General features: G+C 70.6%; 9 protein-coding genes and 2 pseudogenes. 5 read left to right on the forward strand and 6 right to left on the reverse strand.

Annotation, left to right across the window (positions count from 1 at the left end; genetic code table 11):
- Positions 1 to 9: 9 nt before the first annotated feature.
- Positions 10 to 348: pseudogene (locus tag AB0D04_RS00570) on the reverse strand (DUF6542 domain-containing protein); the annotation flags it as partial.
- Between the two features lie 452 nt (positions 349 to 800).
- Here AB0D04_RS00570 and ychF point away from each other — a divergent pair.
- Positions 801 to 1,889, forward strand: coding sequence for a redox-regulated ATPase YchF (ychF, locus tag AB0D04_RS00575; protein ID WP_362697401.1), 1,089 nt, complete (start codon positions 801 to 803; stop codon positions 1,887 to 1,889).
- Positions 1,890 to 2,033: 144 nt separating this feature from the next.
- Here ychF and AB0D04_RS00580 read toward each other — a convergent pair whose 3' ends face one another.
- Positions 2,034 to 2,180, reverse strand: a complete 147-nt coding sequence (locus tag AB0D04_RS00580; protein ID WP_362697404.1) for a hypothetical protein — start codon at positions 2,178 to 2,180, stop codon at positions 2,034 to 2,036.
- Between the two features lie 380 nt (positions 2,181 to 2,560).
- Between AB0D04_RS00580 and AB0D04_RS00585 the strand changes: the two genes are divergently transcribed.
- A complete protein-coding gene (locus AB0D04_RS00585; protein WP_362697406.1) occupies positions 2,561 to 6,862 on the forward strand; it encodes a bifunctional nitrate reductase/sulfite reductase flavoprotein subunit alpha in 4,302 nt (1,433 codons plus the stop codon).
- Positions 6,863 to 7,007: 145 nt separating this feature from the next.
- On the opposite strand, the gene AB0D04_RS00590 is transcribed toward AB0D04_RS00585, so the two are convergent.
- Positions 7,008 to 7,712 (reverse strand): M24 family metallopeptidase, encoded by a 705-nt coding sequence (locus AB0D04_RS00590; RefSeq protein ID WP_362697409.1) that lies wholly within the window; start codon positions 7,710 to 7,712, stop codon positions 7,008 to 7,010.
- The gene (locus AB0D04_RS00595; protein ID WP_362697412.1) at positions 7,699 to 8,508 is read right to left on the reverse strand and encodes a class I SAM-dependent methyltransferase; all 810 of its coding nucleotides are present in this window, start codon (positions 8,506 to 8,508) and stop codon (positions 7,699 to 7,701) included. Before AB0D04_RS00595 ends, AB0D04_RS00590 begins: the two co-directional genes overlap by 14 nt.
- A 1,077-nt stretch (positions 8,509 to 9,585) precedes the next feature.
- Here AB0D04_RS00595 and AB0D04_RS00600 point away from each other — a divergent pair.
- The 3 genes and pseudogenes from AB0D04_RS00600 to AB0D04_RS00610 form a co-directional block, all read left to right on the forward strand.
- Positions 9,586 to 9,768: pseudogene (locus AB0D04_RS00600) on the forward strand (hypothetical protein); the annotation flags it as partial.
- A gap of 130 nt (positions 9,769 to 9,898) precedes the next feature.
- On the forward strand, positions 9,899 to 10,252 hold the full coding sequence (locus AB0D04_RS00605; protein ID WP_362697415.1) for a hypothetical protein: 354 nt from the start codon (positions 9,899 to 9,901) through the stop codon (positions 10,250 to 10,252).
- Between the two features lie 362 nt (positions 10,253 to 10,614).
- Positions 10,615 to 10,770 carry a hypothetical protein gene (locus tag AB0D04_RS00610; protein WP_362697418.1) on the forward strand — a complete coding sequence of 52 codons (156 nt, stop codon included), beginning with the start codon at positions 10,615 to 10,617 and terminating at the stop codon, positions 10,768 to 10,770.
- A gap of 789 nt (positions 10,771 to 11,559) precedes the next feature.
- Here the strand turns inward: AB0D04_RS00610 and AB0D04_RS00615 are convergent.
- Positions 11,560 to 11,856: a hypothetical protein gene (locus tag AB0D04_RS00615; protein WP_362697421.1), complete on the reverse strand. Its 297-nt coding sequence runs from the start codon at positions 11,854 to 11,856 to the stop codon at positions 11,560 to 11,562.
- Between the two features lie 590 nt (positions 11,857 to 12,446).
- Entirely contained in the window at positions 12,447 to 12,740 is a 294-nt protein-coding gene (locus tag AB0D04_RS00620; RefSeq protein WP_362697424.1) for a hypothetical protein, read from the reverse strand.
- Positions 12,741 to 12,946: the final 206 nt, after the last annotated feature.

Consider the following 12,946-nt stretch of genomic DNA (forward strand, 5'->3'; position numbering starts at 1 on the left):
CGCCTTACGGAACAGGGCGACGAGCGCGCAGATCAGCGTGCCGGCATAGAGCCAGGGCGCATTCAGCGCCAGGACGGTGAAGATCCCCATCAGCAGGCCGCCGAATCCGTCCGCCCCGCGCTGGATCGGCAGCGCCCCCAGCGCGAACGCGATCGGCAGCGCGACCGGCGCGGCGATCAGGTCGTACGGCCGTACCCACAGCGACGCACACATGCTGACCAGCACGAAGAACACGCCGTACGGGATCTGCGCGGAGCCGAGGAGCAGCCGGTCGAGGAAGGCGAAGACGAGCAGCGCGAGAGTGGCGAGCAGCCAGCAGCCGAGGCCGGTGAGCATCGGGCGCGGCATCCGGCGCAGCAGCTTGGCCAGCGGGGCGGGCGGTGGTGGCCGCCGGGGCCGGGCGCGGTACACCGTCGCGGTCTCGCCGCTGGGCGGCCCCGGCGGCGCGGCGGCCTCCGCGGGGCGCGGCGGCCGGGCATCGGCCTCCACGGCGGGAGCCCGGCCGCTCCGCGGCGGACTGTGCTGGTCCCTGCGCGCTTCGTGTTGCTCCACTCGCCAACGGTAGGCCGCCAAGCGGGATCAAGTGCTCGCAGGACACGCGCTTTGGGTGCGCTTGGCGGTCCGTTCGACGGACGGGCGGCGTGTCCCGGTCCCGGGCGGGGCGCCCACCCGCCCGCCTGCGCGTCTCCGGCCCCGTAGACTGGTGGATCGGCCCTCCCGGGTTCCGTATCCGCACTCCGGATCCGGTCCGGAGCGGTTGCCCACCCACCACCTCTCCCTTCGGAAGTCGAGTCGCCACCGTGTCGCTCACGATCGGAATCGTCGGTCTGCCGAATGTCGGCAAGTCGACCATGTTCAACGCCCTGACCAAGAACGACGTGCTGGCGGCCAACTACCCGTTCGCCACCATCGAGCCCAACGTCGGCGTCGTCGGCGTCCCCGACCCCCGCCTCGCCAAGCTCGCCGAGATCTTCTCCTCCCAGAAGATCCTCCCGGCCACCGTCGACTTCGTCGACATCGCGGGCATCGTCCGCGGCGCCTCCGAAGGCGAGGGCCTGGGCAACAAGTTCCTCGCGAACATCCGCGAGTCCGACGCGATCTGCCAGGTCATCCGTGCCTTCAAGGACGAGAACGTCGTCCACGTCGACGGCAAGGTCTCGCCCAAGGGCGACATCGAGACCATCAACACCGAGCTGATCCTCGCGGACCTCCAGACCATCGAGAAGGTCCTGCCGCGCCTCCAGAAGGAGTCCCGGATCAAGAAGGACGTGGCCTCGAAGGTCGCGGCGGTCGAGGCGGCCAAGGAGATCCTCGAGAAGGGCGACACCCTCTTCTCCCAGGGCATCGTCCAGGGCTCGGGCAAGGAGGAGCTCCTCCACGACCTCCACCTCCTCACCACCAAGCCCTTCCTCTACGTCTTCAACGTCGACGAGGACGAGCTGACCGACGAGGACTTCAAGAACGAGCAGCGCGCCCTGGTCGCCCCCGCCGAGGCGATCTTCCTCGACGCCAAGCTCGAGGCTGACCTCGCCGAGCTCGACGAGGACGAGGCCCTCGAACTCCTCCAGTCCGTCGGCCAGGACGAGCCCGGCCTCGCCACCCTCGCCCACGTCGGCTTCAACACCCTCGGCCTGCAGACCTACCTGACGGCCGGCCCCAAGGAAACCCGCGCCTGGACCATCAAGAAGGGCGCTACCGCCCCCGAGGCCGCCGGTGTCATCCACACCGACTTCCAGAAGGGCTTCATCAAGGCCGAGGTCATCTCCTTCGCCGACCTGATCGAAACCGGCTCGGTCGCCGACGCCCGCGCGGCCGGCAAGGCCCGCATGGAGGGCAAGGAGTATGTGATGCAGGACGGGGATGTGGTGGAGTTCCGGTTCAACGTTTAGTGCGTGACCTGGCACGACAGCGCTGATCCAGCAAACGTGCAGGTCATATGGGGTCGCATCGTTGGGGGTGCGGCCCCGTTTCCGTGCCCGCACGACGCTCCCCGGCACCATGGCGGTGAGGGCGACGGCACGGGTCGTCTGCGGTCACCGGGTCAGCAGGATCAGCGGAACCGGGTCGGCGGGGCTCCAGTCCGGCGGTACGGCGGCGATCGCGTCGGCCAGGGCGGCGCCCTGCAGGAACGCGGGCCGGTGGCCGCCGGCCGGCCGGGCCGCGCTGCCGTCCCAGGTCACCGGGACGAGGCGGGTGCGGCCGGGGGCGGTGCGGCCGGCCGGACCGCCCCGTGGAACTCCGGCCGGGTGCGCAGGCGCCCGTACCGCTCGTCCCGGCGCCCGAGGCCGGATCGGCGGCGAGGGCCGGCACCGGTCGGCGGCTCGTACGGCCCCGCGCCCGCGAGCCAGGAGCAGCCGGGCACGTCCGGGCGCCGGCGGCAGGCACCCGCCCGATCACCTCACACATGACCGTGGGGCCGCGTGCGCCGGGTGTAACCCCAGGCATTCCCGGCGCGTGACGGACCCGAAATTCGCTCTTCATACGGTGCTGTACCTGGGCTGCCGCCGCTGACAAGCGGTCCGGCCCAGGGAGGTGGACACGCCCGCGGAGTGGAGTTTCGGTGGCAGCTGGCTCGAAGGACGGCAGCGTCCGCACGGTCTGTTCGTACTGCGGGGTCGGCTGCGGGATCGTGCTCGACGTGACCCGGGATCCGGCCGACGGCCGGCGCCGGGCCGCGAAGGCTTCCGGGGACAAGGCCCACCCCACCAACTTCGGCCGCCTGTGTACCAAGGGGGCGACGAGCGCGGACATGATGGCCGCGCCCGGACGCGTCGGGAAAGCGCTGGTGCGCACCGAGCGCGGCGCGACGCCGACCGGGACCGACGTGGACGAGGCCGTCGCGGCGGTCGCGGGCCGGCTGCGGGCGATCCTGGACGAGCACGGGCCGGACGCACTGTCCTTCTACGTGTCCGGGCAGATGTCCCTGGAGGCGCAGTACCTGGCGAACAAGCTGGCCAAGGGCTTCGTCCGGACGAACCAGATCGAGTCGAACTCCCGGCTGTGCATGGCCTCCGCGGGCTCCGGCTACAAACTGTCGCTGGGCGCGGACGGCCCGCCCGGCTCCTACCAGGACTTCGACAGCGCGGACGCGTTCTTCGTGATCGGCGCGAACATGGCCGACTGCCATCCGATCCTCTTCCTGCGGATGATGGACCGGGTGAAGTCGGCCGGTGCGAAGCTGATCGTCGTCGACCCCCGCCGCAACGCCACTGCGGACAAGGCCGACCTGTTCCTGCAGATCAGGCCCGGTACCGACCTCGCGCTGCTCAACGGTCTGCTGCATCTGCTGGTCGCGAACGGGCACACCGACGAGGCGTTCATCGCCGAGTTCACCGAGGGCTGGGAGGAGATGCCCGCCTTCCTCGCGGACTACCGGCCCGCCAGGGTCGCCGAGATCACCGGCCTCGCCGAGCGCGACATCCGGCAGGCGGCGCAGTGGATCGGTGAGGCCGGCGAGTGGATGAGCTGCTGGACCATGGGCCTGAACCAGTCCACGCACGGCACCTGGAACACCAACGCCCTGGTCAATCTGCACCTCGCCACCGGCGCCCTCTGCCGTCCGGGCTCCGGCCCCTTCTCGCTGACCGGCCAGCCCAACGCCATGGGCGGGCGCGAGATGGGCTACATGGGCCCCGGCCTGCCCGGCCAGCGCTCCGTGCTCGTCGATGCCGAGCGGGCCTTCGTCGAGGACCTGTGGAAGATCCCCGAGGGCTCGCTGCGCACCGAGGTCGGGCGCGGCACCGTCGAGATGTTCGAGCAGATGGCGGCCGGTGACATCAAGGCGTGCTGGATCATCTGCACCAACCCGGTCGCCTCCGTCGCCAACCGCAAGACCGTCATCGCCGGTCTCGAGGCCGCCGAGCTCGTCATCACGCAGGACGTGTTCGCCGAGACCGAGACCAATGCCTACGCCGATGTCGTCCTGCCCGCGACGCTGTGGGCGGAGTCCGACGGCGTCATGGTCAACTCGGAGCGGAACCTCACCCTCGTACAGGGAGTCGTGGATCCGCCGGAACAGGCCCTGCCCGACTGGCAGTTGATCGCCCGGGTGGCCTGCGCGATGGGCTTCGCCGACGCCTTCACCTACGCCTCTTCCGAGGAGGTGTTCGAGGAGCTCAAGCAGGCGTGGAACCCCACGACCGGCTGGGATGTGCGCGGCGTGACCTACGAGCGGCTGCGCAGCACACCGGTGCAGTGGCCGGCGCCTGCCGCCGACGGGCCGGACCGCAACCCGGTCCGTTACGTCAACGACGGCGTCAGCCAGACGCTGCGGGAACGCGAGGACGGCACCCGCCCCCGCCTGGCCTTCCCGACCCCGAGCGGGCGCGCCCGGTTCTTCGCTCGCCCGCATCTGCCGGCCGCCGAACTCCCCGATGACGACTACCCGTTCGTCCTCAACACCGGCCGGCTCCAGCACCAGTGGCACACGATGACCAAGACCGGCAAGGTCGCCAAGCTCACCAAGCTCAACCCCGGCCCCTTCGTCGAGGTCCACCCCGATGACGCGGTCCCGCTCGGTGTCGCCGAGGGCGACCACCTGGAGGTCGCCTCCCGCCGCGGCCGGGCCGTCCTGCCCGTCGTGGTCACCGACCGGGTCCGGCCGGGCACCTGCTTCGCGCCCTTCCACTGGAACGACCTGTTCGGCGAGTACCTCAGCATCAACGCCGTCACCAACGACGCCATCGACCCGCTCTCCTTCCAGCCCGAGTTCAAGGTCTGCGCCGTCACCCTCGCCAAGACCGCCGCCCCGGTCCCGGCAGCGCGCCCGGGCACGCAACCCGCGACCGCCCCGGCGGGCACCGCGCACCAAGGAGCACCCGTGTCTCTCGTCCCGGACCCGGCAGCCCCAGCGGCTCCGGCGGACTCCGCCGCCCCCGCCCTCTCCTCACTCGCCACGCTGTTCGGCGTCACCGACCTCGCCCCCGTGGCCCTGGCCGAGCCGGAGCGCCGCTACCTCTCCGGCTATCTCTCCGGTCTCGCCCTGACCCCGCCCGACGGGCGCGTCCCGGTACTGCCGCCGGGTGCCCCTTTCGCACCGGGCCACGCCCTGTGGGTCGACGGCGTCCTCGCCGGCATGTTCTCCCGCACCACCGCGCCCGCTTCCACACCCGCTCCCGTGCCCGCTCCCGTGCCCGCTCCCGTGCCCGCGCAGACGACCGCACCGGCCGCCGGGACGGCCGCACCGACCCGCCGGCTGGTCATCCTCTGGGCTTCCCAGACCGGCAACGCCGAGGAGTTCGCCGCCACCGCCGCCGCACACCTCACCGAGGCGGGCGGCACCCCCGAACTCCTGCCCATGACGGGCACCGCCCCGGCGCACCTCGCCGCCGCCACCGACACCGACGTGCTGATCGTCACCAGCACCTTCGGCGACGGCGACGCCCCCGACAACGGCGCCGACTTCTGGCAGGCCCTGTCCGCCCCGGACACCGGACGGCTGGAGGGCGTCCGCTATGCGGTACTCGCCTTCGGCGACTCCAGCTACGACGACTTCTGCGGGCACGGACGCCGCCTCGACCAGCGGCTCGACGAACTCGGCGCCACCCGCCTGCTCGACCGCACCGACTGCGAACCCGACTACGAGGAGGCCGCCGAGCAGTGGCTCGGCCAGGTCGCCACCGCCCTGGCCACAGGCGACGCCGCCGACCGGCAGCCGGTGCCCGCAGGCGGAGCCGGGACGGCGGCCCCCGAACCCACCGCCGCCGCACCGGCCGCGCCCGCACCGGCCCCCGCACCCGCCGGCCACACCAAGGCATCCCCCTTCGCCACCCTCCTCATCGGCAACAGGCTGCTGAGCCTGCCCGGTTCTCAGAAGGAGGTACGGCAGTTCGCCTTCGACACCCGTGACGGCGAACTCGCCTACGACGCCGGCGACGCCCTCGGCGTCTGGCCGGCCAACGGCGCCGGACTCGTCGCCGAATGGCTCGCCCTCACCGGCCTCGACGCCGACGAGCCCGTCGACCTCGGCGACAGCACGCACCTCCCCCTCGAAGAAGCCCTGCGCACCCGCCTCGACATCACCCGCATCACCACCGACCTGCTCAAGTTCGTGGCCGAACGCACCGGCAGCCACGACCTGAAACGGCTCCTGCGGCCCGACAACAAGGACGCCCTGGCGAAGTGGAGCTGGGGCCGTCAGGCAGCCGACGTCGTCGGCGCGTTCCCCGTCCGCGCATCCGCAGCCGAATGGGCCGGTGTCCTCAAGCGCCTCCAGCCCCGGCTGTACTCCATATCCTCCAGCCCGCTCGCCCACCCGAGCCAGGTCCGCCTCACCGTCTCCGTCGTCCGCTACACCAACGACCTCGGCCGCGACCGCAAGGGCGTGTGCTCGACCTACCTCGCCGACTGCGCGGACGACGGCCCGGTCCAGGTCTTCGTACAGCGCTCCCCGCACTTCCGCCCGCCCGCCGACCCCGCCACCCCCATGATCATGGTCGGGCCCGGAACCGGCGTGGCACCCTTCATCGGCTTCCTCGAAGACCGCCGGGCCCGCGGCCACACCGGCCCCAACTGGCTCTTCTTCGGCGAACAGCGCCAGGCCACCGACTTCTACCACCGCCAGGATCTGGAGGCGTACCGCTCGTCCGGCCACCTCGACCGCCTCGACCTCGCCTTCTCCCGTGACCAGCGCAACAAGGTCTACGTCCAGGACCGGATGCGGGAAAAGGGCGCCCGCCTGTGGCAATGGCTCCAGGACGGCGCCCACTTCTTTGTCTGCGGCGACGCGGGCCGCATGGCCAAGGACGTCGACCAGGCCCTCAAGGACATCGCCGCCACCCACGGCGGCATGACCGACGACGAGGCAACCGCCTACGTCAGGCGCCTGTCAGCAGACAAACGCTACGTCCGCGACGTCTACTGACGGTGGACCTGCCGCTGGTCCGGACGGCTGCGACCACCGGTCGGGCCCAGGCCGGCAGCGGCCTGCGGGGCGGCCGGCACCGCACATCGACAGGGGCCCGCACCACACGGTGCGGGCCCCTGTCGGCCGCCGTCGGCCGGCGACCTCAGGCCAGGTCCAGCAACTGCTCGTAGAAACCGCCGAATCCGTTCCGTTCGTCGACCAGGTGAATCTCCAGGATCCAGTGGCAGCGCCATCCCGCCCCCTCGGTGCGACGGATCGGGTGGTCGTTGCCCGGCACGATGTACGACTCCGTCTTGGCGCCGTCGATCGACTCGTGCGGGAACTCCCCGACAAGATGCCCTGCGTGCCAGCCGCCCAAGGTCCAGCCGGCCTCGGCCGCCAGCCGCTCCACCTCGGCGTACAGCCGCTTGCCCGTGATGTCGGGATCAGCCCGGAACGCGCGTCGGCCCCCCGCGAAGACGGTCGCCAGGTCGTCCCGCAGCCGGTGCTTGGCCGGGTCGTCACCGAAGACGAAGGTGCGGCCGAAGTCCGCTTCGTACTCCTCGAAGATCGGGCCGAAGTCGACGAAGGCGATGTCGCCCTCCCCGATGACGCGGTCCGGCGGATTCTCCCGGTACGGGAACAGGGTGTGCGGGCCCGAGCGGACGATCCGCTTGTGCCAGTGCTTCGTCGTCCCGAACATCTCGTTCGCCAGATCCCGGATCCGGTCGCTGACCTCCCGCTCACCGGCCCCGGGCGCCACCAGGCGCCGCGCTTCGACCTCGGCGAACAGGGCCGCCGCCCTGCGCTGTGCCTCCACCAGACCCAGGACGCGCAGTTCCTCGTCCATGCGATCAGGTACGCCCATGGTGGTGCTCCTCCTTTCCCTGCGGTGTCGCGCGCACGATGACGAGCGAGCCTTCGTAGAACGCCTGGCTGCGCAGGTGGCCGAAGCGTGCGTCCCACAGGCCGGAATCCAGGTCGTCCCGCAGGCGCGTGGTGAACCGCTCGCGCACGCGGTCGTCGACGAAACTCCAGGCCGAGCATGCCTGCCGCGCCGCCGGATCCAGCAGCATCTCGGGCCGCCCGTAGTACGCCTCGTTGAAGCCGTCCGTACAGTCCAACGGGATCGGCACGGCCTGCACGCTGCCGGCCGCGCCGAGCGAGGCGGCCATCTTCTCGATCGACGGGTACCGACGGGCCTCGGTGTCGAGCACCTCGGGTGCGTACTCGTACAGCCAGAAATCCCGCACCGATTCCGGATCGCAGGTCAGCACGACCACCGGGCCCCGGGTCACCCGCCGCATCTCGTGCAGGCCCGCCTCCACGTCGCTCCACTGATGGACGCTGAACAGCGTCATCGCCCCGTCGAACGCCCCGTCCCCGAACGGCAGGCTCTCCGCCACCGCGTTCACCGCCCGGGGCAGGCCCGCCGCGCGCTGCGCACGCATCGCCTCGGACGGTTCCACGGCCGTTACGGCGGGGGCCGCCGACTCGTAAGACCCGGAACCGGCACCGACGTTGATGACCGTACGGGCACCGCCCAGCGCGTCCGCGACGAACTGGGCAATGCGGGGGTCGGGGCGGCGGTGGCGCGAGTAGCCTGAGCCGATGCCTCCGTAGTCAACGTCACCTGCACTGCCGTCCAGGCTGCGCACATCCATGGATCCGTACCTCGCCTTGTGAGCAGGAATCGGGAAGGTCGCCCATTGGTGCCTGATGTGTCGGCACTCCACGGCGGGCAACCACCCCCCCATATTGCAACTGCCATGCTGATACGTAAATCAACTGGCAAATGCTTGAGGCAATCCCCCAAACAGCTTGTACATGTGATCTGGAGGCCGCTCCAAGGCGAGCGGTGTCTCGGCCGGCCGGTCCGCCCCTCCGCGCCTTCCGGGGCGCTTTTGCGGCCGGGCCGCCCTCCGTAGCCCACCTCATCCATACCGACGGGCAATTGGGTGACCGCGCATCGGCTCCCGTGACCCGGCCGGGGGGAATTCTCGTTGCTCTCCGGGAGAGGGCAGTGCATGGGCCCGCGGCGCCCGCGCCCTCCGTGCTGCCTGAAGGAGTGGCGTATGAGTCTTCAGCGGGCTTTTTACGGCTCGCGCCAAGCAGGCTGCATCGCCGACCGCTTCGCTACTCCACTTGGCCGCCGCGCGCTTGCGAAAGGCTCCCGTTGTGGTCCGACACGGAGCAAAGGGCGGCGAAATGCCAGAATGCCTACTTTTAGTGTGTATATGCTCACATTAAGTAGTCGTCAGGGCTCCATGCACATGTAATGAAGGGTCAACGGTTCCATGCGCAAAATTCAGCAACTTGCGATCGTCGTCACTGCGTTCGCCGGTCTGTCCAACCTCGGTGCCGGCGTCAGCCTCGCTGACGCTCCCGTCGAGCTCCAGGGTGCCTCCCATGGTCCGCAGGCCACTGCATGGGCCACCTCGCAGTCCGCTGCGGGAGCCTCTTCGCAGGGCGGCAACTCGTACGCCCCGCACGCCGCCCCGCAGGCGGTCGCCCCGCAGCCGGCTCCGCAGGCCGTGGCACCGCAGCCGGCCCCCCAGCCGGCTCCGCAGCCCGCCTACCAGCCGGCTCCGCAGGCGGTCGCCCCGCAGCCGGCTCCGCAGGCCGTTGCGCCGCAGCCCGTCTACCAGCCGGCTCCGCAGGCCGTCGCCCCGCAGCCGGCCCCCCAGCCGGCTCCGCAGAGCTACGGCTCGTACGGAGACAAGGAGAAGGGCAACGACAAGAAGGTCGACCTCCGGCAGAACACCTCCTGCAAGTCGCACGACCTGAACGTCGACATCCTCGGCCAGGTCGGGCTCCTCAACGGCGCGCTGGGCAACGCGATCAACGGTGAGGGCCACCCGGGCAAGCAGGGCACCCGCCAGGGCTCGAGCATGGGCTGCAACAACGCTGCCCACGTCAAGTAACGGAAAGGGGCCCCGGTGTCCTGGCCATGTGCCCGGCACCGGGGCCCCTTTTCGACCTTCGTCAGGGCCCGGGCGCGGGACGGTTCGCCGTGCAGAGCGCCCGGGCATCGATCGCAAAGGAACGCACCACATGTTCAGTCGGAAGAAGATCGTGGCCCTCTCGGGGCTCCTGGGCGGCCTCGCCATGACCTACGCCGGTGCCACCCAGGCGTACGGCGGAGGATCCGAGAGCGACTGCACCCGCTCCGCCGTGGGCAACCGCGTCTGCGTCTACAAGGGCCAGCACATCTACAAGAGCAAAAACGGCAGGTACGTCATCCGGCAGGCGAAGGACTGCTCGACCATCTCCCGCCAGCGCGTGCTCTGGCCCGAAAACGGTCTGCTGAACAGTTGGGGCGGCACCACCAAGATCGGGCCCGTCGTGAACTGCTCCAACACGGTGCACCTGCCCAAGGGCGTCAAGATCCCCCACTTCGGGCACTGAGGCGCACACGGTGGATGGCCGGACCAGGGTGACCCGGGCCCGGCACCACGGCGCCATGGAGATGCGGACCGGCCCGCGCATCGGCAAGCGGCACCGCGCCGGGCGTTCGTGAGGGCCTGCCCGCCTCCGCCTTGCGCCGCGTGGTCGTGCGCCCGGTGCTGACGATTGATCAGCGCGCCAGGAGGCCCGCCCGCGTCGAGGCGGGCGATGGCTGCGGCGGTTGCGGCGGCTGCGCGGGTCACCACTTTTCCGCGGTCCCGTGTTCCCGTCAGGATGCCGACTCCCGTCGAGGAACCCGGACCGGCCTGGCGCCGGGACAGGTACGACGCATCGATGCCGCGTGGACACCCCGCGGCATCGCTGTGCACGCTCCGGTCGACGACCGCCTGGAGTTGATGGCGGCCCGCGGCCGCCCGAACGCCCCGTCGGCCATCGCCTGCGCCCGGAAGGTCTCCTTCCCGATGGCGCCCAAGGAGCCGCAGGGCACCGCCGCGGCGGCAATCCCAGGGCACCGCTGAGCTGTTCGCCGTGGTGCGTGAGTTCGCCCTGCTGGTGATCGCCGAGGACCCGTACCGCAGAGCTCGGACGCTCCGGTGGCCACGCGCTGCCGGGGGATGACGCGGCAGCCAAGGGGAGAGTGGCGGGGGAGCAGATCTTCGACGGACTCCTCGGCGACGTGATGAGGACGCCTTCGGGCGGGGCATCAGGAGCGAGGGCCGCGCAACCGCCGGGCCCTCGCCCGGCCGACCGCGGCATCACCGAGCGGCTGCGGTACAGGATCCCGGCCTCGGACTGCTCCAACTTCCCACGATAATTGCCCAGTTGACGATGTCGCGCCATGTGTTCCGACCGGCGGGACAGTCGGAGTCAACCACCCGTACATGCCCGCCCGCCTCGTACGGGAAGGCCGCGAAAACCGGGGTCAGGAGGCCGTGCCGGGTCGGCGCGGGCTGGTAACGCCGGGACCGGGAACGTCGCTTGAGGGCCTCGCCCCGTGGTGTGGTCGCGGCGCCGTGTGCCGACGTCCAGAGGGAAGAGGCCCTGCCGCCGGCCCGAGAGGCCCTCACATGCCGCCGGGGCGACGGCGGTGAATCTCGCCGTCGCCCCGGGGATACCAGGTTCTCCCGTGCCGGTGTCGCCTGACCTGCCGGGCCTCCAGAGGCTGAACGGGCCTCCCCGAGAGGCTGGTTCAGCGGTCTTTCGGCCCGGCTGCGGATCGGACGGACGTCATCGCCCGGGATCTGCCGAAGGTCGGAAGGATGGGCCGCGGTGCCGGGCCTGTGCTCGGGCGCCGGGACCCCTTTCCCTTACTTGTCGAAGGCCTCGTTGTTGCAACCCATGCTTGAGCCCATCGTGGTGGACTGCGCACCCGGAGAGCCCTCGCCGCCGAGCAGGTTGCCGCCCAGACCGTCCGCGATCCCGACCTCGCCGAGGATGATGACGTTCGTGTCGTGCGACCTGCAGGAGCTGCCCTGCTTGATGTCGAACTCCGTGCTGCTCTTCCCGCTTTCCTTCCCGCCGTCGGCGTACGCGGTGCCGGCACCGAGGAGCGCGACGCTGCCGAGGGCGGCGACCACTACGGCAGCCTTGCGAAGCTTAAGCATTTTATCTCCGGTAGATTGAGCGGATGCGATCAGTTACCGATCGACTTCGTTCAGTTACTGAGGCTAATGCGAAATATCCTGCAATCACATGGCGACGCGCCGCATTTCCCTGACCGACAGGAACTGGCATCGGCCCGGCAAATGCCCCGCACTCCGAGCAGTTCAGGGCGCCGGCCGGCCACAACGGGTGCAGGCGCTCCGCGTCAACAGCCCTGTCCGGGACCGGTGAAAGCCTTTGCCTGGGTGCGACGGAAGCCCCAGGACTCGTGGGCGGCGGGCAGGCCGACCGGGCGGCCTGCGTCGAGCGGTGTCTGCCGAGCCGGGGCGTTGTCCGCCGGCGCAGGCCTTCGCCTTGGCCTCCGCGCCTGCCTGTGTCACCGGCCAGGGCGCTCACCAGCGCGCTGCGAGGGACCGGCAACAGCACTGGCGGGCACGACACTTCGGCGGCCGGGCCGCCACTGCCTCATGCGTCCGTCACCCGACTTCGGCACCGGAACCGGAGTCGTGAAGAAGGTCGCAAACGAATCCCGGCACCGAGCCATAAGCTCGGTGCCGGGATCCTTTCCGGTTGGCTACCCGCCGACCGGCGCTCAGAACGCGCTGTTGTTGCAGCCCATGGATGAGCCCATCTTGGTCGACTGCGCGCCCGCGGCGCCCTCGCCGCCGAGCGCGTTGCCCAGCACGCCGTCGAGGATCCCGACCTCGCCGAGGATGTCAACGTTCAGGTCGTGGGAGCGGCACGTGCTGCCCTGCTTGATGTCGAAGTGGCCACCGTCCTTCCCGCCGCCGTACTTTCCGCCCTCGGCGTGGGCGGTGCTGGCGCCGAGGAAGCCGACGCTGCCGAGAAGGGCGGCCACTACGGCAGCCTTGTGAAGCTTGCGCATGTCATCTCCGGTGGATTGATCGGATGCGATCGGTGAGCGATCGACTTCGTGCAGTTACAGGAGGCTAATAGGAAGTTTCTGGCAACTCGGGTATCGACGCGCGGAATTCCGCGATCGTCCCGTTCGTACGACCGCACCGCACGCGAACGGGCCTTTCGAGAGATCACCCTCGAAAGGCCCGCGGCGAGCATCGTGTGTGGTTGGCC

Source organism: Streptomyces sp. NPDC048483 (assembly GCF_040651455.1).
GTDB lineage: Bacteria > Actinomycetota > Actinomycetes > Streptomycetales > Streptomycetaceae > Streptomyces.